The organism is Priestia sp. TRM10, assembly GCF_057808375.1.
The window spans coordinates 576,450-602,827 of record NZ_JBJZOT010000002.1 but is presented as its reverse complement, the minus strand read 5'-3'; the positions used below and the strand labels follow the sequence as shown (position 1 = coordinate 602,827).

At 33.7% G+C, this 26,378-nt stretch carries 25 protein-coding genes and 1 other annotated feature; of the genes, 21 read left to right on the top strand and 4 right to left on the bottom strand.

Annotation, left to right across the window (positions count from 1 at the left end; translation table 11 throughout):
* The first annotated feature begins 99 nt into the window (after window positions 1-99).
* The gene (locus tag ACK3CR_RS03055) at window positions 100-624 is read left to right on the top strand and encodes a GNAT family N-acetyltransferase (protein ID WP_488974739.1); all 525 of its coding nucleotides are present in this window, start codon (window positions 100-102) and stop codon (window positions 622-624) included.
* Window positions 625-1,019: 395 nt separating this feature from the next.
* Here ACK3CR_RS03055 and ACK3CR_RS03050 read toward each other — a convergent pair whose 3' ends face one another.
* Window positions 1,020-1,823 (bottom strand): glycoside hydrolase family 16 protein, encoded by an 804-nt coding sequence (locus ACK3CR_RS03050; protein ID WP_488974738.1) that lies wholly within the window; start codon window positions 1,821-1,823, stop codon window positions 1,020-1,022.
* A 432-nt stretch (window positions 1,824-2,255) separates the two neighbouring features.
* On the opposite strand from ACK3CR_RS03050, the gene ACK3CR_RS03045 reads away from it, so the two are divergent.
* The 9 genes from ACK3CR_RS03045 to ACK3CR_RS03005 all read left to right on the top strand — a co-directional run bounded on the left by ACK3CR_RS03045 (window position 2,256) and on the right by ACK3CR_RS03005 (window position 8,970).
* Entirely contained in the window at window positions 2,256-2,585 is a 330-nt protein-coding gene (locus tag ACK3CR_RS03045; protein ID WP_243520194.1) for a PadR family transcriptional regulator, read from the top strand.
* The gene (locus tag ACK3CR_RS03040) at window positions 2,578-2,892 is read left to right on the top strand and encodes a DUF1048 domain-containing protein (protein WP_061804144.1); all 315 of its coding nucleotides are present in this window, start codon (window positions 2,578-2,580) and stop codon (window positions 2,890-2,892) included. The genes ACK3CR_RS03045 and ACK3CR_RS03040 overlap by 8 nt, the downstream gene beginning before the upstream one ends.
* A gap of 11 nt (window positions 2,893-2,903) precedes the next feature.
* On the top strand, window positions 2,904-3,827 hold the full coding sequence (locus tag ACK3CR_RS03035; protein WP_488974737.1) for an ABC transporter ATP-binding protein: 924 nt from the start codon (window positions 2,904-2,906) through the stop codon (window positions 3,825-3,827).
* Window positions 3,827-4,594 (top strand): ABC transporter permease, encoded by a 768-nt coding sequence (locus ACK3CR_RS03030; RefSeq protein ID WP_488974736.1) that lies wholly within the window; start codon window positions 3,827-3,829, stop codon window positions 4,592-4,594. The genes ACK3CR_RS03035 and ACK3CR_RS03030 overlap by 1 nt, the downstream gene beginning before the upstream one ends.
* Before the next feature lie 78 nt (window positions 4,595-4,672).
* Window positions 4,673-5,038: a cupin domain-containing protein gene (locus tag ACK3CR_RS03025; RefSeq protein ID WP_488974735.1), complete on the top strand. Its 366-nt coding sequence runs from the start codon at window positions 4,673-4,675 to the stop codon at window positions 5,036-5,038.
* A gap of 319 nt (window positions 5,039-5,357) precedes the next feature.
* The gene (locus ACK3CR_RS03020) at window positions 5,358-5,813 is read left to right on the top strand and encodes a VOC family protein (RefSeq protein ID WP_243520202.1); all 456 of its coding nucleotides are present in this window, start codon (window positions 5,358-5,360) and stop codon (window positions 5,811-5,813) included.
* A gap of 204 nt (window positions 5,814-6,017) precedes the next feature.
* Window positions 6,018-6,722 (top strand): MBL fold metallo-hydrolase, encoded by a 705-nt coding sequence (locus ACK3CR_RS03015; protein ID WP_488974734.1) that lies wholly within the window; start codon window positions 6,018-6,020, stop codon window positions 6,720-6,722.
* A 596-nt stretch (window positions 6,723-7,318) separates the two neighbouring features.
* Window positions 7,319-8,296, top strand: coding sequence for a zinc-dependent alcohol dehydrogenase family protein (locus tag ACK3CR_RS03010; RefSeq protein ID WP_488974806.1), 978 nt, complete (start codon window positions 7,319-7,321; stop codon window positions 8,294-8,296).
* Between the two features lie 350 nt (window positions 8,297-8,646).
* On the top strand, window positions 8,647-8,970 hold the full coding sequence (locus ACK3CR_RS03005; protein WP_243520207.1) for a helix-turn-helix domain-containing protein: 324 nt from the start codon (window positions 8,647-8,649) through the stop codon (window positions 8,968-8,970).
* Between the two features lie 227 nt (window positions 8,971-9,197).
* On the opposite strand, the gene ACK3CR_RS03000 is transcribed toward ACK3CR_RS03005, so the two are convergent.
* Together ACK3CR_RS03000 and ACK3CR_RS02995 are read right to left on the bottom strand one after the other, a co-directional pair.
* On the bottom strand, window positions 9,198-10,277 hold the full coding sequence (locus ACK3CR_RS03000) for an isocitrate/isopropylmalate dehydrogenase family protein (RefSeq protein ID WP_488974733.1): 1,080 nt from the start codon (window positions 10,275-10,277) through the stop codon (window positions 9,198-9,200).
* Window positions 10,278-10,646: 369 nt separating this feature from the next.
* Window positions 10,647-11,510 (bottom strand): LysR family transcriptional regulator, encoded by an 864-nt coding sequence (locus tag ACK3CR_RS02995; protein ID WP_243520211.1) that lies wholly within the window; start codon window positions 11,508-11,510, stop codon window positions 10,647-10,649.
* 202 nt (window positions 11,511-11,712) lie between these two features.
* Here ACK3CR_RS02995 and ACK3CR_RS02990 point away from each other — a divergent pair, with 202 nt between their 5' ends.
* The 11 genes from ACK3CR_RS02990 to ACK3CR_RS02940 all read left to right on the top strand — a co-directional run bounded on the left by ACK3CR_RS02990 (window position 11,713) and on the right by ACK3CR_RS02940 (window position 25,493).
* Window positions 11,713-12,393: an aspartate/glutamate racemase family protein gene (locus tag ACK3CR_RS02990; RefSeq protein ID WP_243520213.1), complete on the top strand. Its 681-nt coding sequence runs from the start codon at window positions 11,713-11,715 to the stop codon at window positions 12,391-12,393.
* Window positions 12,390-13,838 (top strand): aldehyde dehydrogenase family protein, encoded by a 1,449-nt coding sequence (locus ACK3CR_RS02985; RefSeq protein WP_430238361.1) that lies wholly within the window; start codon window positions 12,390-12,392, stop codon window positions 13,836-13,838. Before ACK3CR_RS02990 ends, ACK3CR_RS02985 begins: the two co-directional genes overlap by 4 nt.
* Window positions 13,839-13,850: 12 nt before the next feature.
* Window positions 13,851-15,038: an iron-containing alcohol dehydrogenase gene (locus ACK3CR_RS02980; protein WP_488974732.1), complete on the top strand. Its 1,188-nt coding sequence runs from the start codon at window positions 13,851-13,853 to the stop codon at window positions 15,036-15,038.
* A gap of 45 nt (window positions 15,039-15,083) precedes the next feature.
* Window positions 15,084-15,848, top strand: a complete 765-nt coding sequence (locus tag ACK3CR_RS02975; RefSeq protein ID WP_488974731.1) for an SDR family NAD(P)-dependent oxidoreductase — start codon at window positions 15,084-15,086, stop codon at window positions 15,846-15,848.
* A gap of 334 nt (window positions 15,849-16,182) precedes the next feature.
* Window positions 16,183-17,499 (top strand): CitMHS family transporter, encoded by a 1,317-nt coding sequence (locus ACK3CR_RS02970; RefSeq protein ID WP_488974730.1) that lies wholly within the window; start codon window positions 16,183-16,185, stop codon window positions 17,497-17,499.
* A 106-nt stretch (window positions 17,500-17,605) separates the two neighbouring features.
* Window positions 17,606-18,268: a class II aldolase/adducin family protein gene (locus ACK3CR_RS02965; RefSeq protein ID WP_488974729.1), complete on the top strand. Its 663-nt coding sequence runs from the start codon at window positions 17,606-17,608 to the stop codon at window positions 18,266-18,268.
* Window positions 18,269-18,443: 175 nt separating this feature from the next.
* Complete coding sequence (locus tag ACK3CR_RS02960) at window positions 18,444-19,730, top strand: four-carbon acid sugar kinase family protein (RefSeq protein WP_488974728.1); 1,287 nt, start codon at window positions 18,444-18,446, stop codon at window positions 19,728-19,730.
* A gap of 290 nt (window positions 19,731-20,020) precedes the next feature.
* Window positions 20,021-20,686 carry a cyclase family protein gene (locus ACK3CR_RS02955; RefSeq protein ID WP_488974727.1) on the top strand — a complete coding sequence of 222 codons (666 nt, stop codon included), beginning with the start codon at window positions 20,021-20,023 and terminating at the stop codon, window positions 20,684-20,686.
* Between the two features lie 827 nt (window positions 20,687-21,513).
* The gene (locus ACK3CR_RS02950; protein WP_328123746.1) at window positions 21,514-22,338 is read left to right on the top strand and encodes an STAS domain-containing protein; all 825 of its coding nucleotides are present in this window, start codon (window positions 21,514-21,516) and stop codon (window positions 22,336-22,338) included.
* 308 nt (window positions 22,339-22,646) lie between these two features.
* Window positions 22,647-22,881 (top strand) — a binding site (T-box leader).
* A gap of 57 nt (window positions 22,882-22,938) precedes the next feature.
* On the top strand, window positions 22,939-24,507 hold the full coding sequence (locus ACK3CR_RS02945; protein WP_243520229.1) for a 2-isopropylmalate synthase: 1,569 nt from the start codon (window positions 22,939-22,941) through the stop codon (window positions 24,505-24,507).
* A gap of 389 nt (window positions 24,508-24,896) precedes the next feature.
* The gene (locus ACK3CR_RS02940; RefSeq protein WP_488974726.1) at window positions 24,897-25,493 is read left to right on the top strand and encodes a class I SAM-dependent DNA methyltransferase; all 597 of its coding nucleotides are present in this window, start codon (window positions 24,897-24,899) and stop codon (window positions 25,491-25,493) included.
* Window positions 25,494-25,785: 292 nt separating this feature from the next.
* Here the strand turns inward: ACK3CR_RS02940 and ACK3CR_RS02935 are convergent, their stop codons facing one another.
* Entirely contained in the window at window positions 25,786-26,232 is a 447-nt protein-coding gene (locus ACK3CR_RS02935; protein WP_243520234.1) for an RDD family protein, read from the bottom strand.
* Window positions 26,233-26,378 lie beyond the last annotated feature (146 nt).

Here is a 26,378-nt window from a genome sequence, read left to right as displayed (position 1 = left end):
GGTATGATTAAAGTTTTATATTGATATAAGGATATTTAAAAATGTGATGAAATGAAAAAATGATTGGGCATTGGAGGTGTATTAATGGAGATAAGAGTCGTGAAAAAAGAAGAATATAGTTTTATTGATGACTTTGTATATGAAATATTCAAAAATACCAACTATTCTAATGGAGTAGCTGAAAAAGCTTTGGTGAGAGAAATTAGAGAAAAACACTTTTATATTCCTGAGCTTGATTTAGTTGTTGAGGAAGAAGGAGTTATTATAGGACACTTTATACTTTCAAAATTCCCGATTAGTAATAAGTTTGAAAATGAAATATTAATGTTATCACCCGTTTCAGTGGCAATTAATAAACAACGCCAAGGGATTGGTAAGTATATGTTGCAGGAAGGTATTAAATTAGCTACTAAAATGGGGTATAAGGGAATTATTGTTGAAGGAGATTATCGATACTATCAACACTTTGGATTTAGAACATCAACTGAATTCGGTATCTATGCATCCCTGAAAAATCTTCCATCTTCTGTGGAGAATTTAATGGCTATGGAGTTGTGTGAAAATGGACTGGGAAATATTTCAGGTGAAGTAGATTATTCCATTTATAATTCATTACTACATTGACAGTTATAACATTTATATGAGAAACAGTAGGCACGTTTTATTATTTCCTATCTATGAAACTTTACGTTGAATTCCTATCTAAAAGAAAGGGGAACCAAATATAAAGCTTAAAAGTAATAGACTGCTGTTACAAGCTCTTGACCTTAATTTAAGCGAGGCTGCAGCTTAGCGTGATACACGGGCAATCGAAACTATGGGATACAAAACCAACGGTGAATGGACAGGTCCTGATTTTTTTGAAGCTATATATATCGATAATATATAAAATTTACATAAATAAGAAAGAAGCCAAGGAGTCCTTTATTAATAAGGAGACCTTGGCTTACTAAATTTCTTGAAGATACCTTATGTTGAGTGAATCTAAATGCATATGATATACATTTAGATTCACTTGTTTAACCCCTACTTTTAATCTGTTTATAAACTTTTAAATCTTCAATAATAAAGTAACTAGGGAATTTAGTATATTTATTTGGATTTCCTGGCCATGTACCTCCAACTGCCAAATTTAAAATAAAAAACATTGGTTCTTGTGGAATACCTTGTTTAGAAGTGAAAATATGTTTACCATCAACATACCAATGAATTGAATTCTTAGTCCATATAATGGAGTACTTATGAAAAGTGGCGACATTATCAATTTCAAATGTAGCATAAGACCGATACCTTGTTTTTTCTTCCCAGTGGTTAACATAATACACCTTATATGGATTACTTCCTATAGCTTCTAAAATATCGATTTCCGGCAATTCATCTCCACTTGATGGAAGCATCCAAAAAGCAGGGAATAATCCTTTACCTTCTGGAATTTTAGCTATAATTTCAATTTTTCCATATCTAACTTCGAATTTTCCTTTTGTTGTAATTCTGGATGAGGTGTATTGTTGACCATAGTGCTTTTTTTGTTTTGCCATTATATAAAGCTTTCCATCTCTATATGATGCATTTTCTTGTAGATAAAATTGCAATTCATCGATATTTCCCTTACGTTGAAGTTTAGTCCATTTTGACGAATCAAACATTTGAAAATCTTCATGCCACACTATTTCCCATAATTTATGGGTTTCTTTTTTATTTTTACCTGTTTTCTTTTTAATTGGTTGAACATGATTGTTGTCTTTCTGTTGTAGTATTATAGGTAAACTTATAGTAGAACACACAATTACACCGATAATAAGGATAAAAATAAATAGTTTCAACACTGTACTCCCTTTAGAATGCACGTTTTATATACCATTTTCACTCTCACTTAATATATGAAGAGGAGATTTAATCTTATGCCTGTTGAGAGGTAATAAAGATGTCTAAAATCGACAGTTAGGCTATTTCATTAAGAGATCAAGTTATTGAACTTTGGAGTGATAATATTTACAGGGATGGGCTTTATACTGAACTAAATCATGCTTTTGAAAATTTATATCAAGCAAATTCTAAGATTTGAGAAAATCGATTTCTCCTGTATTGAGAAATCGGTTTTTTATTATTCATAAAATCTGCCTTAAATGCTTAGACTTAGCAAGAGTAAAGCTGCCCAAATAAATAATATGAATAAAATTGTTTGACACATCGCGCTACTTCGTAATACTATATAGTGGTACTAAGTAATGCTGAGTAGCTTGTAAGGAGGACATATGAAAGATTTAACGGAAATGCTTAAGGGAGTTCTTGAAGGTGTGGTGCTCCAAAAAATTCAAACAGGAGAAACCTATGGTTATGAAATTACTAAGTATCTAAATGAGTTAGGTTTTGATGATATTGTGGAAGGAACAGTCTATACCATTCTTGTTCGAATAGAGAAAAAAGGACTCGTGGAGATTGAGAAGAAAAAATCTGAGCTTGGCCCTGCGAGAAAATTCTATACACTGAATGCCAAAGGAGAACAAGAATTAAACGATTTCTGGATAAGATGGTCATTTTTGGCTGAAAAAATGAATGGAATAAAGGAGAAAAGAGATGTTTAAAAAGATGATTCAAGAAAAACGAGAATATCGTGCATATAAAAAAAGAGTGAATGAATTACCTGAAGAATACAGAAAGGCAATGAAAGCAATTGAAAATTATATGTGGAGCTTTGCTAAGGGATCAGGTATGTTTGAGGTTTTAACCAATATTTTAGAGATGTTCGAGAGCAGTGCCAGTGATGGTTTAAGTATACGAGAAGTAGTAGGAAATGATATTGCAGAATTTGCCGACTCATTCCTAGCTGAGTTTCCTGAAGAAACATGGATTGACAAACTAAGAAATAAATTAAGAAATTCTATTAAATAAAGGAGCGAGCCATGAACTCAACTGTTCTTGAAATCAAAAATGTAAAAAAGAGCTTTAAAGGGAATGAGGTCTTAAAAGATGTCAATATCACTTTAAAGCATGGTTTTGTTTATGCCTTATTAGGGGCGAACGGGGCTGGGAAAAGTACCCTGTTAAAAATTGTTACTGGGTTACTTAATAGCGATGATGGAAAGGTAACAATTCAAGATATTAATATTGCTGACAATCCTGTGGCAGCACAAAAGCTTTTTAGTTTTAGTTCTCAGAATTCCACCGTTGACAGTATACTGACTGGATATGAAAACCTTCATTTGATTGCAAAATTGCGACATGAACGCAATCCGAGAAAAGTTGCCGAAAGTTTGTTAGAAAAGTTTAATCTGACTGAAGCCAAAGATAAAGCTGTTTCAAATTACTCAGGAGGAATGCGACGGCGTCTTGACTTAGCTATGAGTTTAGTTGGGAATCCAGAAATCATTTTTCTAGACGAACCTACCACTGGATTGGACCCTAAAAGTAGGCAGGATCTTTGGGAGACGATTAAAGAAATGAAGTCACAAGGGAAAACAATCTTTTTAACGACCCAATATTTAGAGGAAGCAGATTATTTAGCTGATCAGATAGGCTTTTTACGTGAAGGAAAAATTGTTGCCAGTGGAACCCCTGATGAAATGAAACGTATTGCTGGAGCAGATAAATTACTTCTTGTATTTAATCGTAATGAAGACATCGACATAGCTTTAAAACTCTTAGAATCCTATTCCCCTGAAAAAAAAGACAATTGTGAGCTTTCTATTGATTTAACAGAGGACATCACAACGACTTTAAACGTGTTGAATGCTCTAACAACTGAAAATATTGAGCTCAAGACTTTCAAAATGATTACCCCAACCCTTGATGATGTATTTATGACACTTACGAGAGGAAGAAAATAATGAAAATAAGACAAAATGTGGGTGATACACTAGCACTTGCCAATAGAATTATTAAACACAATTTGCGAAGTATCGATACGCTTATTACTGTTATTGCTATGCCTGTTATGATGTTATTAGGGATGGTTTATATATTTGGAGGAGCCATTCAAATTCCAGGGGTGTCTCAAGAGGATTATATAAATTATGTGCTTCCAGGAATCTTATTAATGACGATTGCCACTGGCTCAGCTTATACTTCATTGCGGATAAACTTGGACAAAACTTCAGGGATGTTTGACAGATTTAAGTCAATGCCGATATCAAAGTCATCCGTACTGGGCGGTCATGTTTTAGCGTCAGTTGTCTTTATGTTAGTTTCTATTATTGCCGTTTTGCTAGTAGGGTTTCTAGCTGGATTTAGAAGTAATGCAACATTTTCAGAATGGCTTCTTGTGGGGGTTATGATTATTCTATTTTCTCTTGCATTAACGTGGCTTTCAGTACCTTTTGCGTTGGCTGCTGGAAGTATTGAAGGAGCTGGTTCCTTCTCTTATATCCTCTTGATGATGCTTTTTGTCAGTTCCGCATTTGTTCCTGTCAATGGAATGCCTAAGATAGTTGGCCTCTTCGCAGAAAATCAACCGATGACACCAATTATTCAAACAATCAGGAATCTATTAAATTCCCAAACTGCTGGAAATGATTTGTGGGTGTCAATTGGTTGGATGGTGCTAATCATCATGATTTCATGTATATTTGGAATGAAAGCTTATAGGAGAGTATAAGCCCCTAATAATAATTATTTAAATTCACTCGTAGTGCATGTGACTTCATTTATCAATAAAAAAGGGAGAGGAAAGAGAATGGAGTATAAAACGATTAATTTACAAGAGAAATTATCTAAATTCCAAGATCAATGGTCTCCAAAAGTAATTGCTGAAATGAATGATTATCAATTTAAATTGGTTAAAGTACAAGGCGATTTTGTTTGGCACAAGCATGAACATACAGATGAAGTCTTTATTGTCCTTAAAGGTAATTTAATCATTGAATTTCGTGATGGAAAAGTGACATTAAATGAGGGGGAAATGTTTGTTATTCCAAAAAATATTGAACATAAACCTTATGCAGAAGAAGAGTGTGAAATTATGCTTGTAGAACCTAAAGGTGTTGTAAATACTGGGCAAGAAAGAACAGAGCAAACGGCAGAAAATGACGTCTGGATTTAAATGTTGATAGAAATAGCTTTAATTCAAGGTGAAATAATCAATTTTTTATGTTGTAAAATATGGGGATGTTGAACCTTTTTAATCATGCTTTATTTTCATCTGACAAAAAAGTTCGTTAAAGATATAGCTAAAGGAAAAGCGCAAACTCATTAATCGATAACGAGTGGCGCTTTTTTACTTCCTTGAACATCCTTTATATAAACTAAACTTGTATATGGTATGCAATTTAAGGTAAGCATAGTTACCCAGTAAAAATCTGTGTGTAATCTACCATTTTATGAATTTAACGGTATATCATTAAAAATAAGGGTGATGTAATTTGATAAAAGGAATATATGAGGCACATTTACCTGTTAAAGACTTGGAGAATTCAATAAATTTCTATAGAAGGTTAGGTTTGGAACTTGCTTGGCGCGATGAATCTACAGCTTTCTTTTGGATTGATAAAGGACGAAGTTGGCTTGGTTTATGGGAAGGGGATGAATATAAGACTCCTTATCATCCTGCATTGCGTCATATTGCTTTTGAAGTAACATATGAGGATTTAAAGACCTCAGTAGAATGGTTAAATACTCTCGGAATTAAAGCTGGACCTGTTAATCCAAATCAACCGATAGATCCTTTTATACGTCCAAATCAAGGTAACGGTACAGTTTACTTTAATGATCCAGATGGAAACAGTTTAGAGTTAATGTGTTACGTAGAAGTACCTGAACATTTAAGACATATAACTAACAAACTTTCCTTTAGTGAATGGGAAGAAATGAATAAGTGAGAGCATGTGCCTGAAAAACGGGATGTCTATTTGATAGACATTCCGTTTTTGGTAAAGTTGATTATTACAGGACTATCTGATAACTATAGCGAACATATGTGAACTGAAAATGAATAATCTATACATAGTGAAGTAATGAGATTATGTAAAAATTCTATTAAAGTGAATAGTAAAATTAAGTAAGAAATGAATGGAGGAAGAAAAATGAAGATAATAGAATTACCAATTAAATATGAATTTAATAGACAAAAAAATTGTATTTATCCTAGCTTAATTATAGTGAATAAGGAACTAACCTTGGTCGATACAGGCTATACCAATTTTTTAACTTTAATCGAAAATGAAATTCTAAAAAATGGATATGGAATGAAGGATTTAAAAAATATAATTATTACTCACTATGATGATGATCATATAGGTTCCTTATATGAATTTAAAGAAAAGTATCCTTGGATTACTATTATAGCTAGTGAAATTGAATCAAAATACATTAGTGGTGAATTGAAGGCAGAAAGATTGGTTCAAGCTGAAGAACTGCTAGAAAATATGTCAAATGAAGATATGGAATTTGGTAAATGGTTTATACAACAACTAAAGAATTTGAAGCCTGTTTTAATTAATAAAAAGGTACATGATGGAGATATGATTTTAGATAATGAATGTAGAGTAGTAGCAACACCAGGGCATACTTCAGGGCATATTTCATTATATTTTCCAAGGTTAAAAAGTATAATTACAGGTGATGCAGCTGTTAAAGAGAATCATGAATTAGTCATTGCTAATCCAAAGTTTTGTTTAAATGTTGAGAAAGCTGAACAGTCTCTGATAAAGATTAAAAATCTTAAAGCTGAAAATTACTATTGCTATCATGGTGGGAAATTCACGTTATATTCGAAGAATAAACGATGATACTCTTTAAATATATTGAATGCTATTCGATAAAAGCAATTAATTGCTTTTTATTCAAATTAAATTTCGAGGATGAAAAAGGCATAGAAAGAAAAGTAGTAATTACGACTTAGTGGGTTCGATAAAATACACATAAAGGAAAGGCGTAAACGTGTTGTTATACAATAGGTTTACATCTTTTTGTTTCCAATAATAAAGTTATGTTAACTATGAGTGTATAGGATATAAAAAAGAATTTTAGACATTTAGTAAAAACTTAATAGTAGTACTGGGGAGGGGAATTAGTTATGGAAAAATATGTTCTCGCACTTATAATCATTATATTATTATTATTTGCTATCGGTAGTTTTGTAATCCCAAATATCATCAATTATGCTTCCTATTTCATCAACTAAGTTTGAATATATAATGAAGTAAACAACTTTCATTTACTACTGATAATAGTTTTATGTTAACTAGTTCTATATATTAGTTCAACATTCCCTCATATTATTATTTCTCTCTTTAAATTTTTGTCTTTGGAGTAAAGATATCATATTCTTAATCTAAGATAAGTATTTTCAATTCAATAGAGAACTTTAACAAGGAGGGACATGATGTCTTTAAAAGGTATATGTATTAAGTATTATGAGTTTGGAAACCCCTCAGATGTTTTGCGAATAGAGGAAGTAAACGTTCCTTTCCCTAAAGAGGGAGAGTTATTAGTGAAAATGGAGATGAGTCCTATCAATCCATCAGATATTATTCCGATTACAGGTGCATACGCTAACCGAATCACGGTGCCAAGCATACCTGGTTATGAAGGAGTAGGAATTGTGGAGGATATCGGACCTTCCGTTTCGAAGTGGTTTATTGGCAAACGAGTTCTTCCCTTGAGAGGACAAGGGACTTGGCAGGAATTTGTGACATCGCCAGCAGAATTAGCGATTGTATTGCCTGAAGATATTCATAATCATATAGCTGCACAGTTATATATTAATCCAATTACAGCGTGGGTCATTTGTAATCAAGTGTTAAAACTTAAACCAGATGATATCCTCCTTGTCAATGCGTGTGGATCCTCTATAGGGCGTATATTTGCCCAATTCTCTCAGATTATAGGATTCCGGCTTATTGCTATTACTCGAAATGATAAACACACAGACTCCTTGTTAGAGCTAGGAGCTTCCTATGTTATTAACACAGAAGAGACAACTCTAAAGGAAGCTGTTATGGATTTAACACGGGGAAGAGGAGCTACAGCTGCTATTGATTCTATTGGAGGAATAGAAGGAACTCATCTAGCCTTCTGCTTACAACCGAAAGGAATCCTTTTAAGTATAGGGTTGCTGTCAGGAGTTCCTCTGAATTATCGAGAAATTATGGAACGTACACAAACACAAGCACAAATCTTTCATCTTCGTCATTGGAATAAAAATATCTCTGTAAAAGAATGGCACGCTACTTTTCATCAACTTATACAAATGATTCGAGATGACACTCTACAACTTAGCCAAATTTCTCAATCCTTTTCGTTAGCAAACGTTCATAGAGCTCTCACTGAATCAAGAAAAGTTTTTCTAACGATGAACTAATAAAGATATAGATACATAAATAAAGATTTAGGTCCTCTCTATCGTATAAAGCAATAACATTTATTATATGTTATTGCTTTGTAAATGATTAGGGTTCTTGGTAACTTACTTATAATGACTAGCCCTTAATAAAAAAGAATCCTTTGCCCATAAATTGCAAAGAATTTTCTTATTTATTAAGGATAGGGGAATACATTAAATTTTCTTAACTTCCTTGAATTGTTTCTCTATAAACTAAAAAATACATCTTTGATATCTAACATTTTCCTTGTTAACTAAAGATTTATGCCTATTACAAAGGGTTTATAGATAATTTCACTTATCTGTTATAGAGTAATAGGGAAAGGTAGGTGATTAAAGTGGCTTTGGGTAAGCGGTTAAAAAAGTTAAGAGAAGTGAAAAATATGTCTCAAGAGAACCTTGCTCAACAAATGAATGTATCTAGGCGAGCCATTTACAGATGGGAAACAAATAAGAATTATCCTGATATGGATAATTTGATTAAACTGAGTAAAATCTATGCTATTACACCAGATGAATTGGTTAAAGAAGAGCAGATATCTCAGAACAAAACTGCTATAGACGAAGAGGATGAAGAATTTTCTCTTTTACCCTTTATTATAGGTTTTATCATCTTGCTTGTTGAATTTTTTTTGATTCAGGTATTATGTTAATCATAAATTTCTCTCTAGAAGTGTTAAATCAGTATTAAAAAATAACAGAAGCTTTAATTAAATCAGATTCAAACTAAGAATTAGTTTTTTAATATTGATAACGACCACTATAGTAATTAAAAAATAGGGGACAAAAATATAAATCAGAACCCCTCAGTAGTAATACATAATAAATAGTAATCCCTGTCTGATTTAAAAGTTAACTTGTGAATCAGACAGGGATTATATTAATTTACAAAGATTTGGTTAATTCTTTCTGAGATAGCCTTTGCAAATTCTGAAGTTGAAGCATTGCCTCCTAAATCTTTCGTTTTAATTCCGTCTTTAAGTGATTGATAAAGACTTTGCTCAACCAATTTACCTATTTCTTCAAGATTGTTATCATTATGCCGTTCAGCGAGCCACTCCATTAACATGACAGTTGAAAGCATCATACCTGTTGGATTTCCAATATTTAAACCTGCAATATCTGGGGCAGAACCGTGGGCTGCTTGTGCCATAGCTACAGTTGCATTTGCATTAATGGAAGGAGCTAATCCGAGACTTCCAACAAGTTCACCTGCTAGGTCTGAAAGAATATCTCCATACATATTTTCTGTCACAATTACATCAAAGTCTTTCGCTCGACGTACTAAATGAGCGGCCATTGCATCGATATGGTAATCATCTACAGTGACTTCAGGATACTGTTTTGCGACCTCACGACAAACGTTTAAAAATAACCCTGTACTTAATCGAAGAACATTGGCTTTATGAACGATGGTTACTCTTTTACGACGTTTCATCGCCATTTTAAAGGCAGCATGAGCAATTCGTTCCACAGCTTTTCTTGTGAAGACACCTGAAGTCACCACAACGTCTTCTGTAATTTGCCATTCCCCATGTCCTGCAAACATATTTCGATCGGCATAAAAACCTTCTGTATTTTCACGGAAGATAACTAAATCCGCTTCTCCTACTACGCTTTTAATCCCTGGCATTGTTTTAGCAGGGCGGATGTTGGCAAATAAATCTAGCGTATGACGAAGGGCCCCACTTGGATTAAGTTTCACTTTATGTTCTAGTGGATAAGCAGCGGAATCATGAGGACCAAGTATCCATCCATGAGTATCCTTCAAAGCATTTGTAGTGAATTCTGGAAGGGGATTATTATATTGTTTTATTCCTTCCCATCCCATCGGTAAATCAATCCAATCAATATTTACTCCAACCTTATCTGCGGCTGTTTTAAACGCCTCAACTGTAGCGCTTACAATTTCAGGGCCAATTCCATCTCCAGCTAGTACTCCCAAACGATAAGTGGTCATTTTTTAACAATCCTTTCACTATATAGTAGGGTAATTTAATAGTCCTGTAATAACTTGAACTTTATACTATTAATGTAATATGAATATAGAAATTAATAAAATATTATTTTTTTATGTTTATAAATAGAAATTTTTAATCTCTAATTTTGAAGGGAGGACTTTAATGAAAAATATAGGGTATTAAAAAATAAACATCATATTAGTTACGTAGGTGAACCTAAAAATAAACAGGGGGATATTTAGAATTTTATAAACTAAGTTAATAAGAAAGCAGGCTCTCTATATTTCAAAGTATGAAGTATATACCAAACACTACAATGAACTTAAACTAGTAATCATCCTCTACATAAAATAAACTTAGATAGGAATTTAATATTGATGGTACTCTTGAAGAAAGCGAACAAACTCTTTTACCATCTCTAATTCTAGAAGTTCTTCCCTATATAAGATACGTGTATTCCATATTATTGGGGATTCCTTCGCATCTTTAAGGGGAATTTTGTGTAGCTCATCATGGTCCTCTAGTACAATACTTGGAGCAATACAATAACCTAATCCATTAAAAACCATTCTTTTAGCTATTTCTACATTGTCAACATTCATATGACTAATAGGCGGAGTAGAAAAATTATCTTTCCACCAATTATCAATGACCATTTCTAAGGTGGGATCCGTTTTGTAGCTAATTCTACGCATAGACGGAAGGTCTTCTAAATTAACCTTTTTTGAAGATAAAATGGCGATGTTCTCTTGCATTAATGTCACAGCTTTACCTGGCCAACTATGCTCGCCTCTTACAATCCCAATATGTGAATCTTGTTGGTATATAGAGTGAAGGACCTCAATATTTACCCCCGTATTAACATTGAATTCAACTTTAGGAAACTTCTCATTAAAAGCTTTTAAGATTTGCGGTAACCGATAGAAGGCGAATGTTCTTGAAACGCTTAATCGTAAAGTTCCACGTATTTCGTTACCTGAGTTCCAAAGTAATTCTTCTATTTTTTGTCTTTGCTTTAGCATATCTTTAGCATAGTTCACTAACATTTCTCCTTGATCCGTAAAATCAACTCCTCTTCTTCCTCGATAGAAAAGTTTAATATCAAATTCTTTTTCAATTTGTTGCAAACGGTATGTGAGAGTAGGCTGAGAAATATAGAGACGCTCAGCAGCTTTTGTAATGTTTTTCTCTGCATAAACGGCCTCTAAAATCCGCCAATCCTTTTTATCCATGAGTAACCCTCTTTTCTGTAATTAATTTTTTCGATTGATTTTTATAGAAATTTAATATTTTATTAATTTCTATCATTGTAATACATTTGTTTTATCACTACTACAACTTTTATTTTCAGTTGTATTCAGAAAAAGTTTATAAACTTTATTTTCTTGGAAACCTTTTGAAAGCGAATTCAATAATTGATTAGGAGGTAATAAGTTGGCAAGTAAAGATTATAAAATTGGGCTTGTCCATGCAACAATGAACTCAGTTCAGCCTATCTTAAAGGCTTTTGAAGTTTATGAACCCCAAGTTAGATTAATAAACTTTATGGATGAAAGTCTTATTGTGGAATTAAACGAAACAGGCATTGTCACAAAAGATATGAAAAGACGGTTATTAAATTTGGTAGAAAAAGCGGTACAAAGTGACGTAGATGGTGTTTTACTAACGTGCTCATCTTTTACTCCTGCCGTGGAGGAAATTAGCCATTTATTTGACGTACCCGTACTAAGTGCAGATTTAAGTATGTTAGAGAGTGCAATAGAGATAGGACATCGAATAGGGGTTATTGCTACCGTAGAGGCAGCTGGCCCAACCACAACAAAATTATTAGAAAAGATATCTTTTGAAAAGAGAAAAGAAATTTCTGTCAAAACAGAGGTTATCCCACAAGCATTCCAGGCCTTACAGGATCGAAACCCTATCAAGCATGATGAACTAATCCATGAAAAGGTAAAAGAGCTGAGTGGAGATTGTGACGTTATTCTTTTTGCTCAATTTAGTATGGCAAGAGCTTTGAAAAGTATAGATAGGATGACACCCCCTATCCTAACAAGTCCACAAATAAGTGTAAAAGCGATTGTCAATGAAATATCAAAAAGGGAGATAGCTTTATGATAAATACTGAATTAATGAGAGTTACTTCACTTATAGAGGGAAAATCCGTTACCCAGGAACAAGAAAAAACAATGGAAGTTATCAACCCTTTTAACGGGGAGGCAGTAGGAAAAGTAAGTTTAGCTTCAAAAGGAAATGCTAAAAAGGCGATTGAATCAGCACATCAGGTTTTCCATAAAACAATGAAAAAAATGCCGGCTTACCGCCGTGCAGAGATTCTTAGTAAAGCTGCTGATTTATTAGAAGAAAGAACAGAAGAGTTTGCAAAAGTTCTTGTATTAGAAGCTGGAAAGCCTATTCGCGACGGTAGAGGTGAAGTAGGGCGTGCAGTTCAGGTTATCCGTTTTGCAGCAGATGAAGCAAAAAAAATTGAAGGAGAAATGGTTCCGATGGACGCGGCAATTGGAGGAGAGAATCGACTTGGTATAGTTCGTCGTCATCCTATTGGCGTGATATCAGCGATAACTCCTTTTAATTTTCCGTTGAACCTAGCACTACATAAGTTGGCTCCGGCCTTTGCTGCAGGAAATACAGTGGTTTTAAAGCCAGCTGGAAAAACACCACTCTCCGCATACATGCTGGTTAAACTTTTTGAGGAAGCTGGACTTCCCCAAGGAGCTTTAAATCTAGTTATTGGAAATGGATCAGAAGTAGGCGATGTTTTAGTAACGGATTCACGTATTAGTAAAATAACATTTACAGGAAGTCCTTCTGTAGGAATTGACTTGCGTAGGAAAGCCGAACTGAAAAAGGTAACATTAGAACTTGGATCAAACTCTCCAAATATTATTTTTAATGATGGGGATGTGAAGGCAGCAGCAGTAGGATTAGTACGGGGGGCATTTGCGTTTTCTGGCCAAGTCTGTATTTCTGCACAACGGATTTATGTACAAAGGGACGTTTATCAGGATTTCTTAGAACAATATGTTCCCCTAGTCGAAAAGTTAGTCATTGGTAATCCAGTAGAAGAGACGACAGATATAGGTCCTATGATTAGCGAAGCAGAAGCAATCAGAGCACATGAATGGATTGAACAAGCAGTAAAAGCAGGAGCAAATATTGTGACAGGAGGGAATCGCAAAGGAACATTGCTTGAACCGACAATCCTTGTAAATGTAAATCAAGATATGAAAGTAGTATGTGAGGAAACGTTCGCACCCATTGTTTCCGTTATTCCATTTGATACGGAAGAAGAAGTCATTGCAATGGCTAATGATTCAAAATTTGGTTTACAAGCAGGCGTATTTACGTCAGATATTAATCGCGCGATGAGAGTAGCGGAAGAAATGGAGACAGGTGGCGTATGGATTAATGAAACATCTACGTATCGACAAGATAATTATCCATACGGTGGTGTAAAACTAAGTGGCATTGGAAAAGAGGGCGTAAAGTATGCGATTGAAGATATGACTGAAATCAAATTTGTTGGAATTAAATTAGGCTAAGGAGGAAGTATCATGACGGTTTCTTATTTTCGTACAGCCCAAACGTTAGTTACGGGAACAGGTTCTATTTCAAAGATAGGAGAAGAAGCTAAAAAATTAAAGGCAACAAAGGTAATGGTGGTAACGGACAAGGTCATTCGTCAGACAGGATTGCTTTCTAAAGTAATAAACCCTTTAGAAAAGGCTGGTTTGGTCACAGATATCATGGATGATGTAGTACCAGAACCTCCTTTTGAAAACTTAGAACAAATGATTACCGGACTCCAAGGAAAAGATTATGACCTCCTCGTGGGTGTAGGAGGAGGAAGTGCCCTCGACATTACGAAGGTCCTTTCTATTATGTTAACCAATGAAGAAAATGTACGAGACTTCGTAGGAATTGAAAAGGTCCAAAATGAAGGAGTGCCTACCATTTTAGTACCTACCACGTCTGGAACAGGATCTGAAGTAACATACAATGCTATTTTCACAGATCTTCGGGATCAAGTTAAAAAAGGAATTGTAAGTGCCTATTTACTTCCTAAAGTGGCTATCGTAGATCCAGAACTGACGTTAACTGTCCCACCATCCGTAACAGCTGCAACGGGAATGGATGCTCTTGTTCATGCCGTCGAATCTTATACAGCTATCCGTGCTGGAGAACTAACAGATGGAATTGCCCTACATGCTATTAAACTCATTTCTCGTTCTTTACGTAAAGCTGTGTACAATGGTAAGGACTTGAAAGCACGTGAAGACATGGCAATGGGAAGTTTGCTTGCAGGTATTTCGCTCGGAAATGCTGGCGTAGGTGCCGTTCATGCCCTTGCCTACCCACTGGGTGGGAAATTTAAAGTACCGCATGGAGTTGCAAACTCTCTTTTACTTCCGTTTGTAATGAAATATAATGCTGTTGCTGATTTGGGAAAATTTTCAGAAGTGGCTAAAGCGATGGGTGAAAATATAGAGGGACTTTCTTTACGTGAAGCTGCGGATTGTGCTGTTCAAGCAATGGCTAAGTTAGCTCAGGATGTAGGGATTCCAACAAGCCTCAAAGATGTAGGAGTTACAGCTGAAGACATCTCAAATCTAGCAGAAGAAGCCAGCAAAATTGACCGACTGCTTTATAATAATCCTAGATGGTTAACAGTTAAAGAAATTAAGAACATCTATGAGGAAGCATATGGAACAGTAGAATCTCCATCCTTAGCCACAACATAACAATACACCTTAAATTCTCAGTCTATCAAAAGGGGAGGTAAGGAAATGAACTATTTTTCTGAACTTGAAGGAAAAAAAGTCCTCATAGTAGGTGGAAGTAAAGGGATTGGAAAAGACGTAGCACTTGCTTTCGTTCAACTAGGCGCAGAGGTGATTATTACTGGCAGAAATGAAGAGAATTTAAGGGGAACGAAGGATGAACTTAACATATTCAATTCTAAATGTTCTTATCTGATAGCTGATATCCAAAACGTTGAACAAATTTACACTATGGTCGATCAGGCATATGAACGTTTAGGAAGAATTGATATTCTTATTAACAATGCAGGAGTTAATATTCCCAGACCAGCGCTTGAAGTTACCGAAGAAGATTGGGATCAAGTATTAGATACAAATTTAAAAGGCACTTTTTTTTGTTCTCAACGAGCAGGGAAATATATGATTGAGAAAGGAGTAGTAGGAAAAATAATTAATATTGTGTCCCAAATGGCTTTTGTTGGTTACGTTAAACGTGCAGCCTATTGTTCAAGTAAAGGAGGCGCTGTGCAATTAACAAAAGCACTAGCCATTGAATGGGCTGATAAACAAATTAAAGTGAACGCTGTGGCTCCAACCTTTATAGAAACAGATTTCACAAAACAAATGTTTGACAATAAAGACTTCTACAAAGATGTACTAAGCCGAATTCCATTAGGGGAACTCGCTAAACCTAGTGATGTAACAGGTGCTGTATTGTTTTTAGCATCCGATATGGCCAACTTTATCACTGGAGAAACAATTCGTGTTGATGGTGGATGGACTGCGATTTGAATTTCTAATAATATCTTTTATTACTGACTTGATTAATAAAAACATAGAAACCATAATTTGATTTCCCCCTTAGATGAACAATCCCCCTTTTGTTTATTTTAAGGGGATTTCAAATAGTGTATAAAATCTTTATGGACCTCTTTGAATACGTTTACAAAATGTCAAGAAAATAATATTGAGCTATTTATCCTTACAAAGATAGCAGAAATAGATAACAGTTTATGTAGATAAAAGAGAATATAACCATATATTTTATAGATTAGCTCTTTATTTTTTAGTAGAGACTCAAAGTTTAGGAGTAATTTACAAAAATTAATTAAAAGAGAGGTTAATCATGTTATCTATATTAGGATTTTCTACTATTATACTTTTTATGTTTTTAGTGATGACAAACCGTATGTCCGCATTTATTGCGATTATTGTCTCTCCTATCATATTTGCTACAATAGGAGGATTTGGTAAAAATCTAGGTTCCATGATGCTAGAAGGAATCCAGCTTGTAGCACCTACAGCTATCCTTCTCTTATTTGCCGTTTTATATTTTGGAATTATGATGAATGCAGGTTTATTTGATCCGATTTCTAGAAAGATATTACAACTAGCTAAAGGTGACCCAGTAAAAATTGTAATAGGAACCGCTATTTTAGCATTATTAGTGGCTTTAGATGGGGATGGAACCACTAGCTACATGATTATCTGCTCCGCCTTGTTACCAATTTATAAAAAAATAGGTATTAATCCACTAGTATTAGCTACGATATCTGTTATGGCTTTAGGTACTGTTTCAGGGATGACACCGTGGGGAGGAGCTGCAACAAGGGCAATAAGTGTCTTAGGACTGGATTCTACAGAGTACTTTACACCGTTAATTCCTGCCATTCTATGTGGTTCAGCCTGGATTATTCTGACCGCATATGTAATGGGGAGAATGGAGAGAAAAAGGATTGGAATTATACATTTAGAGAGAATCAATAAAAGTATGGAGAGCAACAATGAAATGGCCGCAACTGTTGCAGACAATCTTCCTAAGAATTTCAAGTTAATTTGGTTTAACTTTTTATTAACGCTTGCTCTTATGCTAGCCCTAATCTTAGGTCTAGCACCTCTTCCTATTTTATTTATTATAGGCTTTGTAATAGCCCTTTCTGTTAATCACCCTAATCTTACAGAACAAAAAAGCGTGATTAAAGAAAATGCTAGTCATGCTGTGCCAGTCGTCATGTTAGTGTTAGGAGCTGGAATTTTCACAGGTATATTATCTGAAACAAAAATGGTAGATTCAATGGCATCTGATTTACTCCGAATTGTTCCAGAATCCTTAGGACCTTTCTTCACCATTATTGTTGGATTAATTAGTCTGCCATTAAGCTTTCTTATGTCAAATGATGCATTCTTTTTTGGCGCCTTGCCTGTTCTGGCTCAATCAGCTTCTGAATATGGAATAAATCCTATAGAAATAGCAAGGGCAGGAGTGATTGGGCAGCCTTTACATTCTATGGGTCCAACTTCTGCCCCATTATGGGTATTACTAGAGCTTGTCAGGAGAGATTTAGGAGCATTTCAACGTTATGCGCTGATTCCAGTTATTATTTTATCCCTCATGTTAATCGTGTTTGCCTTAATTACAGGAGCTATTTCAATTGCGTCATAATAAATATGTCATCTGCACAATCAGTAGTATGACTTCAAAATTAAACAATGAATATATTGCTGAAAGTGTTCAATCTAAAAATTTATTTCATTAAAGGAGTTTTTTTATGCATTACAAACAGCAATTAATGAATACAGGACAGTATCTTATTTCAAATCAGCTAGCATGGGGTACATCAGGAAATATAAGTGTTAGGACTGATTCTGACGAAATGCTTATCACGGCTTCTGGCACGTATATGGCTAATCTATCGGAAAATGATTTTGTAAAGTTTAATATTTCTACAGGTCAGAATTACAGTGAGAGGAAAGCTTCCAAAGAAACCCCCATGCATCTGGGAATTTATCAGAAGCGTGAAGACATAAAAGCTATCTTACATTCTTCGCCATTCTATACAACTCTGTTTGCATGTAGTAATGAAGGAATACTTTCTGAATTATTCGTGGAAACAATGTATTATTTAGAGGATATTTCCTATATAAACTATTTCCATCCTGGTTCACAAGAGTTAGCTGAGGCCGTAACTACTCAATCATCTCATTCTAATATAATTATCATGAGAAATCATGGAGTAGCAGTATTGGATGATTCATTATTAGAAGCTCAAATGAGACTACAAACTTTAGAGATGGCATGTCGTATGATTTTAAAAGCAAAAGAATCAGGGATTAAACTTAGCTTGATTCCACAGAAAACAGTACAAAGTTTTTTAAATGATTCATTTTATAAACCGAGAAAGAAACTGAATAACCCCATTGAGTCTAGCTGAAAAATGGGGCAAAAGAAGACGGTTACTAAAGAAACTGTTTTAGATGTCTTTATTGCGTTATCAAAAACCCTTTTACGTAATCTATTGAGGATTTTATATCCATCAGTACCAATAAGTTTTAAATTAGATACTGCCTATGTTGTTGACAGACGAAAGATAGAAAAGAGGGATAGTAATGGGACAAATAATAGGAGTGGTAGCTGATGATACCACCGGAGCAAACGATATAGGAATTATGTTTAGTAATAAGGGATACACAGCTAAAGTTCAAATATTTGAAGAAGAAATGAATATTAAAGGGGATGCTGATGTCATTATTGTAGATACAGATAGTCGATTAGATTCGGATAATTTAAGTTATCAAAAAGTGTATGGAGCTACAGAGAAATTACAAGAGACTGGGTGTTCTATGTTTTTCAAGAAGACGTGCTCAGTTTTCCGTGGGAATATTGGCAAAGAGTTTGATGCTATGTTAGATGCGCTCGGTGAGGAATTTGCTATTATCAGCTTAGCATTCCCGAAGAATGGGAGAACAACAATAGGAGGAATGCATACTGTTTATGGACAGCCATTAGAATGTTCAGCATTTGCTAATGATCCTGTGCATCCTATGAAGGAATCAGATTTAGTATCCATTTTACAAAAGCAAACCCTTAGAAAAGTAACATATGTAGATTTATCTATTGTAAGACAAGGAGCAACAGTTTTACGACGGACAATTGAAGAAATAAGAAAGCATTTTAATTATTGTATTATTGATAGTGAAACTCAATCAGATTTAACTATTGTAGCTGAAGCAATCCATGATTACAAAATTTTAGGTGGAAGTTCAGCTATCGCCGAAGAGTTGCCTAAATTTTTAGGAAAAAGATTTACAAATAACTTAGTGACCGATTTAAACATTGAAGATCAAAATGGAGTACTTGTTGTTTCAGGAAGTTTAACTCCTCAAACAAGAGCGCAAACAGCACACCTTATTTCTTCTGGAGTCCCTTGTAAAGTTTTCGACTCTAGAAAAGTATTTTCACCTGTTGAATATGATAAAGAAGTTATGCGTGTTTCCTTAGAAGCTCAAAAGCTGTTAATTCAAGGAGAAGATGTTTTAATCATGGCCGACAACAACAAAGACATTATCTTAGAGACTAAGGAGATGGGCAAAAAATTAGGAATTGATCCTCTTTCAATTAGCAAGATGGTATCTGCCGCAATCTCAAATGTCACAAAGATTATTGTAGATCAAGTTGATTTAAAAAGACTCATTGTAGCAGGTGGAGATACTGCTGGAACAGTCAGTAGAAAGTTGGACATCAAGGGAAACTATGTGTTGAAAGAGATTGAAACAGGTTTACCATCAGGACTTGCCATAGGACGCCATATGTTAATAGTTTTGAAATCAGGTAGTTTTGGAGGGGAAGAATTTCTGTCTCTTGCCATTAAACACCTAAAAAATCTCTCACACTAAAATGAAGGAGAGGAGATAGTAATTTTCTTTTCTAATATATCTTTATGTACAGAATCTCAAAAAGCATATTAAGACTTTTTAATTTAATTACCGTCCATAAAAATTTACCTTAAGGAAAAGAAAAAGCACAAACTCGTTGTTAATCACGGGTTTGTGCTTTTATTACTTCCTTAAAAAGATTTATGTAGATTAGGTTTATATATAGTATACATTCTAAAAAGAAAAAAATATGATAAAATTTCCATATGTAAATCACTTTTATTAATATAAAAGGAGAGTGTGATTATAATATGAAGAGGAAAAAATATATTGATTTGAGCCATACGATTCAAGATGGAATTATAACTTATAAGGGGCTTCCTGCTCCAATCATTTGTGATTATTTAAGTCGAGAAGAATCTCGAAAACATTACGGAGAAGGAACAGAATTTCAAATTGGAAAAATAGAAATGGTGTCTAATACAGGAACTTATATTGATGTTCCATTTCATAGGTATGCTAATGGAAAAGATCTATCGGAAATACCAATTGATAAGATGGCTGGTCTAGAAGGAATTATCGTTCATATTGATGAAAATAAAAAAGAGATTAATGAAGATGTGTTTTATGATTTTGATATCGAAGGAAAAGCCGTCCTTATTCACACAGGCTGGGATCAATATTGGAATACAGATCAATACTTTGAAAATCATCCATATTTAACGGAGACAGCTGCACAATATTTAGTGGATAAAAGAGCTGCTTTAGTTGGGATTGATTCTGTAAATATAGATGATACGTCAGGTAAAGATCGTCCTGTACATACCACTTTATTAGGGCAAGAAATTCTCATCGTTGAACACTTATGCAACTTAAAACAAATTTCAACTGAAAACTTTTTATTTTATGCTGTTTCCCCAAAAATCAAGGACTTTGGAACTTTTCCAGTTAGAGCTTTTGTAGAAATTTCAAATTAACTATAGTTATATAACATAGTTTGTTATATTGGAAATATCTTTAAAAACAAAGGAGAACCCGTGATAATAGAGGGTTCTTCTTTGATTTTAGTGATGACAATAGATTTTATGTAGAATGACTTCGTATCTCGTATACACTTAAACATCAGGTGGTTTTTGGGTTTGAATTGAGTTTCTCTGATAGATAACGGCATAGTAATCCCGTGCTCAACATTATGGCAAATGGAATGAACATATAATATGGGGCTAATATTGTCCAAAACAGCAGATATCCACTTATAGCAAATATAAGCCAACTTGTTATAAGTAAAAAGCTAGATAAGAACTCCCTCATGGAATCCTCCCTTATTCCTTAATATTTATTTTAAAACCATATGACTAATATTGCGGTCTTGTAGTGATTTTTGTTATCTTCTTCTACTCTTTTTTTCTTCATGATTCTTCTATATTTTTCTTGGATTTTGTTCCTATCTGATTTTATAACTGCATTTCACCTTGTATTTATGTTGGGATTATGTCTAAATTAACAAAAAACAGCCCTTCTTCCAATATGGTAACTAATCACTGGTGAAATTCCTGCGATAAAAAGAAATGATTTATATAGTTGAATCATTGTTAAAAGTATGACAAGGGTAGCTGAGGTAAGTGTGAGGCTGTTTTCCATGTAGAAAGAATAATAACTTTTAATAATGTTTGATTAAAAATTATGTTTATCAGGATTTTTTCTACTATAGGAGCAGGTTAGAATTAGCAGTATCTTGTATACTCGAGTTATAATACCGAATTAGAGGGATATTATAAGGTTATTCTGAAAGGGGTTACATTTAATGGAGAATAGCAATAATGATATTCAAGAGATGATTCACTATGTTAAGGATAAGAGAGAAGTTTTTCAACAGAAGTTGTTATCAGAAGCAGTAAATGTTGCAGAGGTTATTAACGATATTCTAAAGCAAGGTAATATTGATCTCTTAAAGAATGCTGAAAAACTAGTTGTTTATATCTTAGAAAACAACGATCAAGATATTGTTGCATTCGCTAGACAGGAAGGTGTTGCTTGGGCGCAACATTCGCTTACTTTAGCTTTTAAACTTGAGTGGGTTCAGGCAATAAGAAGATCATTATGGCAAACAATATATGAATACCAATCTGAATTAAATTTACCTAGCATTAGGGAAGATTTTTTTGAGTTAGAGAAACGAATTAATAATAATATTGATCAGTTTCTAAATACATTTTTCCTAAGCTATTCGGATTTTAAAGACCAATTAATCCATAGGCAAAGAAAAAATGTTGAACATCTATCTGTACCTATTATTCCAATTAGTCCTACCGTTGCAATTCTCCCTTTAATAGGAACCATTGATTCTTATCGAATGGACACGATTGAAGAAAAGGTATTAACTGATATTGCAAGAACTCGTATTAATACATTAATTATGGATTTATCAGGTATTACTGATATGGAAGTGGTTGTTATCGATCATTTTCATAAGGTACTGGATGGAATTAATATGATGGGATGTAAGGCGGTTATTACCGGATTGAGACCGGAACTGGTGAGAGAGATGATTCATCTTGACATTAATTTCAATCAAAAGGCAATAACAAAAGGAACACTACAGCAATCTTTAAAGGACTATTTACTGTAACATTTAATCATCTACTGTAGATTTAAAATAAAGTCGTTATGTTTATAAAAAGTTGTGTCGTTTGAAAATAAGTTACGACGCTTTAAACTTATTGATACTAATAAGGTTTTTTTACTTATAATCAACATTATGTAAACACTATAATTTTTTGTAGTAATAATATTTTAAATAAATGCTTATATAGTTAAGTGGAAATTTAAACAGGATTTTATTTCTTTATAAAAAATGATGTGATTAACCATATTGAAAACGAAATTAATTATTGACAAATATGAATTTTCTGTATATTATTATCCTCAATCAAATACTAGCAAGCAAAGATTGGAAATAGTAGAAGGTTTATAAACTTTCAGAGAGCCGGTGGTTGGTGAGAACCGGTAGTTATTCCCTTTGAACTCATCCAAGAGCTACTCCCTGAACATAACAAGTAGGGGACGTCGGTTTTCTACCGTTACAAGGATAGGTGGTGATAGCTGCCGAAAAAGAGTGGATTAATCAATTAGTCAATTAGAGTGGTACCGCGAGCAAAGCCTCGTCTCTATATTTTTATAGAGACGAGGCTTTTTTTATTAATTAATATAATAAAGGAGTGTTTCTGAAATGATGAAGAAAATTTTGGTGTTTGACACGACTTTAAGGGATGGAGAACAAGTTCCAGGAGCAAAGTTAAATCTATATGAGAAACTTGAGGTAGCACAGCAACTAAAGAGGCTACAAGTCGATATTATTGAAGCCGGTTTTCCTTCATCCTCCACTGGTGATTTTAATGCTGTGAAAGAGATTGCTATGAAAGTAGGAAATACAGACGAAATGATGATCACAGCTTTAGCTAGGGCAGTAAAATCTGATATTGATGCTGTTTATAATAGTGTGAAATATGCTGAAAATCCCTTAATTCACATTGTTTTAGGTACTTCAGATATTCATGTAGAAAAGAAGTTTGGGAAATCGAAAAGTGAAATATTGGATATTGGTGTTGATGCAGTAAAATACGCCAAAACATTACTACCAGATGTTCAATATTCAACAGAAGATGCGTCTCGCTCTGACTTTGAATACTTATGGTCGACGATTGAAGCCGTTGTAAAAGCAGGAGCGACTATTATTAATGTACCGGATACAGTAGGATATGCAGAGCCAGAAGAGTTTGGTGAATTAATCTTTAAACTAAATGATCGCTTGAAAAATTTGAATGATAAAGTACTGTTAAGCGTCCATTGTCATAATGATCTTGGTATGGCGACTGCCAATACGTTAGCTGCAATTAAAAATGGTGCGGATAAAGTTGAATGTACGATTAATGGGATTGGTGAACGTGCAGGTAATGCGGCCCTAGAAGAAGTTGTGATGGCGGTCAATACACGCTCATCAGTCTATAAGGCATTTACAAATATAAATACAAAAGAGATTATGAATACGTCTAGATTGGTAAGTAGCTTTATGGGTCTTGATGTGCAAGTAAATAAAGCAATTACAGGAGATAATGCTTTTGCACATTCTTCGGGTATACATCAAGATGGTTTATTGAAATCTAGGGATGCCTATGAAATCATATCTCCATGTGAAGTGGGGTTAGATAATATGGAACTAATTTTAACGGCTCGTTCTGGTCGCCATGCAGTAAAAAATGCACTCAAGAAATTAGGTTTTAATCAGTTGACCGAAACACAATTTGAAGGAATATTTGAAGCTTTTCTTGAATTAGCGGACACAAAAAAAGAAGTGTATAATCATGATTTATATGTCTTAGTTGAGAACTATTACACCAGACACAATATTCACAATCAAGGTATGGTACAGTATAGTGATAATTTCTATGAACTAATGGATATACAAGTGATTAGCAATCCAATTTTTCCGTCTGCAAGTGTGAAAATTAAAAAGGCTAATCAAATACTGAAAAGTAGTGCGGTTGGTTCTGGTCCTATTGATGCCTTATATTCTGCTATTACAGAAATTAGTGATTTAGATATTAAATTGATTGAATATAATATTAGCAGTGTATCAAGAGGTAAAGAAGCATTAGGGAAAGTAAAAATTCAGGTAGAATATAAAGGGGAGAAATATACTGCCAAGGCAACAGACACGGATATTATGAAAGCAAGCGCGTTAGCATATATCAATGTAATCAATATTATTCAGGTTGATAGTTTACTTCCAATTAACTAAAGACTTAATAAAATTTTCTCAAAATAGATTCTTTTAATTTTCCGTAAAATGTAGGTCCATACTATATTTTTGCTTAAACTATTACCAATAAAGAATAATTAAGCAATATTTAACAACTAACTTTGGGTATCGTATACATTCATGAACAGGAAAACCTACTCCTATATTTAGTAGGTTTTTCTATTCACTAAAATAGGAGTCCAATGATACTATGTGGCCCCTTGAATAATTTGATCTAATGTATATGATACAATAGCTACTTTACAGAAAAACAATTAGATTACCTTATATTCTTTTAACTGTTTTGTGATTTTTAAGGTTTTTGTTTTTTGCTATAATGACCACTATGTAGATCTTATTCTTTAATAAAGAGGAAAGTAGAGTGAGGTATGGAAAATAATGTTTTTGAACAGATGGCAAAAAGATATGATACAGAAAAAAGAATTGAATTAGCTAAAATTATAGTTAAGGAAGTAAGAACAGAATTACCAAATAGTAAATCAAAGTCTTTAATAGACTATGGGAGTGGTACTGGTCTAATTGGTTTAGAATTATCAGATTTAGTAGATTCTATTTTGTTGGTTGATTCATCAAAACAAATGTTGGAGGTTGCGAAAGCTAAAATTTCTCAAAAAGAAATTACTAACTCAAAAGTACTTTATTCAGATTTTACTCAAGGAACTCCTGACCTCAAAGCAGATATAGTTTTAATGTCACTAGTCCTTCTTCATATTCCAGATACTAAAAAAATTTTACAAGAATTGTTTAACGTTTTAAATGATGAGGGCAAGCTAATCATTATTGATTTTGATAAAAATCATAAGATAAATCATCCGAAAGTTCACAACGGTTTTTTACATGAAGAACTGAAAAAAATGTTATCCGAAGTTGGATTTAAATCAATTAAAATTAAGACATTCTATCACGGTAATCGTATCTTTATGAATCAAGATGCTTCAATGTTTATATCTAGCAGTATAAAGTGATTTTTGTTTTTTAAATTTCTTAGTTCATATAATCTCGCTTAGTAAAGGAAGCAGTCATATTAAGGAATTAAGTCACTTTTTATCTATGTGTATAAAGATGAATTCCCTTGAGCGCCTAAAGGATGTTGGAAATAAAACTTCATAATATATGCCATCAAAAAAATAAGACTGCCCCTTGTTTGTGAGGGAGTCTTATTTTTTTGGTGTTCTTATTGTGAAATTCCGCATCAGAATTGTACAGATTAAGTAAGGTAAAAACCTCCATTTTGTGATCCTTAGAATTGGTACCTGCTTAACTTGCAGCTGTATGTTTATCTTCCATTTCGTCAGGTTGTGCATATGTAACATAGGTACCTGCCATCAAATCATGCAGACTTCTCTTATCTTGACGGAAAACAACCATAAAAAGACTCACAATTAAAGCAATACCTAAGGTAAGACTATAAACAATTCCGGCTACAAGAACTCGTAATAGCATCGCTCCAATTCCAAGCTTCTTTCCATTTACTTTTACGATTCTAACACCAACGATTCGTTTTCCAATTGTATACCCTGACCATAAAATAGGTACAGCAACGGTATAGATAACCCCTAAAATTGAGATAACAGGGTCATTTTCATTGAATTCTCCTGTAAGTAAAAAAACAATAAGGGTTAAAGGAATACTGACAATTACACCATCTAATAGGTTGCCTAAAAAGCGTATCCAAAATCCCGCTGGTTTTATCACATCATTCATTTCATATTTCCTCCTTTTTTGTACAATACCCATTTATCAATATAAATAGGCTCGTACATGATCGTAACATGGATATACGTGTAGATAAAAAATATAAAATATTTAAAATTTATTCATATTTTCTCTTTTGTAAAAGGGGTGAAGAA

Excerpts from the sequence above, each read along its gene's own strand:
- ACK3CR_RS03045 (WP_243520194.1), top strand. The coding sequence starts at position 2,256 with ATGAAAGATTTAACGGAAATGCTTAAGGGAGTTCTTGAAGGTGTGGTG.
- ACK3CR_RS03040 (WP_061804144.1), top strand. The coding sequence starts at position 2,578 with ATGTTTAAAAAGATGATTCAAGAAAAACGAGAATATCGTGCATATAAA.
- ACK3CR_RS03035 (WP_488974737.1), top strand. The coding sequence starts at position 2,904 with ATGAACTCAACTGTTCTTGAAATCAAAAATGTAAAAAAGAGCTTTAAA.
- ACK3CR_RS03030 (WP_488974736.1), top strand. The coding sequence starts at position 3,827 with ATGAAAATAAGACAAAATGTGGGTGATACACTAGCACTTGCCAATAGA.
- ACK3CR_RS03025 (WP_488974735.1), top strand. The coding sequence starts at position 4,673 with ATGGAGTATAAAACGATTAATTTACAAGAGAAATTATCTAAATTCCAA.
- ACK3CR_RS03015 (WP_488974734.1), top strand. The coding sequence starts at position 6,018 with ATGAAGATAATAGAATTACCAATTAAATATGAATTTAATAGACAAAAA.
- ACK3CR_RS03010 (WP_488974806.1), top strand. The coding sequence starts at position 7,319 with ATGTCTTTAAAAGGTATATGTATTAAGTATTATGAGTTTGGAAACCCC.
- ACK3CR_RS03000 (WP_488974733.1), bottom strand. The coding sequence starts at position 10,277 with ATGACCACTTATCGTTTGGGAGTACTAGCTGGAGATGGAATTGGCCCT.
- ACK3CR_RS02995 (WP_243520211.1), bottom strand. The coding sequence starts at position 11,510 with ATGGATAAAAAGGATTGGCGGATTTTAGAGGCCGTTTATGCAGAGAAA.
- ACK3CR_RS02985 (WP_430238361.1), top strand. The coding sequence starts at position 12,390 with ATGATAAATACTGAATTAATGAGAGTTACTTCACTTATAGAGGGAAAA.
- ACK3CR_RS02980 (WP_488974732.1), top strand. The coding sequence starts at position 13,851 with ATGACGGTTTCTTATTTTCGTACAGCCCAAACGTTAGTTACGGGAACA.
- ACK3CR_RS02975 (WP_488974731.1), top strand. The coding sequence starts at position 15,084 with ATGAACTATTTTTCTGAACTTGAAGGAAAAAAAGTCCTCATAGTAGGT.
- ACK3CR_RS02970 (WP_488974730.1), top strand. The coding sequence starts at position 16,183 with ATGTTATCTATATTAGGATTTTCTACTATTATACTTTTTATGTTTTTA.
- ACK3CR_RS02965 (WP_488974729.1), top strand. The coding sequence starts at position 17,606 with ATGCATTACAAACAGCAATTAATGAATACAGGACAGTATCTTATTTCA.
- ACK3CR_RS02960 (WP_488974728.1), top strand. The coding sequence starts at position 18,444 with ATGGGACAAATAATAGGAGTGGTAGCTGATGATACCACCGGAGCAAAC.
- ACK3CR_RS02955 (WP_488974727.1), top strand. The coding sequence starts at position 20,021 with ATGAAGAGGAAAAAATATATTGATTTGAGCCATACGATTCAAGATGGA.
- ACK3CR_RS02950 (WP_328123746.1), top strand. The coding sequence starts at position 21,514 with ATGGAGAATAGCAATAATGATATTCAAGAGATGATTCACTATGTTAAG.
- ACK3CR_RS02945 (WP_243520229.1), top strand. The coding sequence starts at position 22,939 with ATGATGAAGAAAATTTTGGTGTTTGACACGACTTTAAGGGATGGAGAA.
- ACK3CR_RS02940 (WP_488974726.1), top strand. The coding sequence starts at position 24,897 with ATGGAAAATAATGTTTTTGAACAGATGGCAAAAAGATATGATACAGAA.
- ACK3CR_RS02935 (WP_243520234.1), bottom strand. The coding sequence starts at position 26,232 with ATGAATGATGTGATAAAACCAGCGGGATTTTGGATACGCTTTTTAGGC.